Source organism: Bradyrhizobium sp. NBAIM08 (assembly GCF_020193935.1).
In the GTDB taxonomy this organism is placed as follows: domain Bacteria; phylum Pseudomonadota; class Alphaproteobacteria; order Rhizobiales; family Xanthobacteraceae; genus Bradyrhizobium; species Bradyrhizobium yuanmingense.
In genome coordinates, this window is the sequence record NZ_JADYVR010000353.1 from 1 (window position 1) to 448 (window position 448).

The 448-nt window shown below is 65.8% G+C and carries 1 protein-coding gene; it reads left to right on the top strand.

The window, feature by feature from the left end:
* Positions 1-211 precede the first annotated feature (211 nt).
* Positions 212-448, top strand: a 237-nt coding sequence (locus I6F37_RS39870; protein ID WP_249795449.1) for an IMP dehydrogenase, incomplete at its 3' end; no start/stop codon positions are given.

The window sequence follows — 448 nt, forward strand, 5'->3', positions numbered from 1 at the left end:
CCCAACGGCGGGCTGCGGTCGACCGACTTCTTCATGGACGAGCCGTCCGTGATGGGCACCGAGAACGCGCTGATGGCCGCGGCGTTCTTCCTTCCGAAACGGATTCGGCGGCGGTTGAAGGTGATTGGGCGCTAGGCTACCTTTCGCCATGGCGACCAGAAATCGACTCACTTCACGGCCCGCGACCCAGGATAAAGCTGGGAGCGGGCCGTTGCGCATTGAGGACAACGGTGCGGCTGGGGCCGCCCGCGTCCGCGACGACGTCGCGTTGACCTTCGATGACGTTCTTCTCGTTCCCCGACATTCGCTCACGCACCCCAAGGACGTGACCGTCGCGTCGCGCTTCACGCGAGGCATCGAGCTGCGGATTCCGCTCGTCTCCGCAGCGATGGACACCGTCACCGAATCGGACATGGCCATTGCCATGGCGCGCGCGGGCGGGATCGGC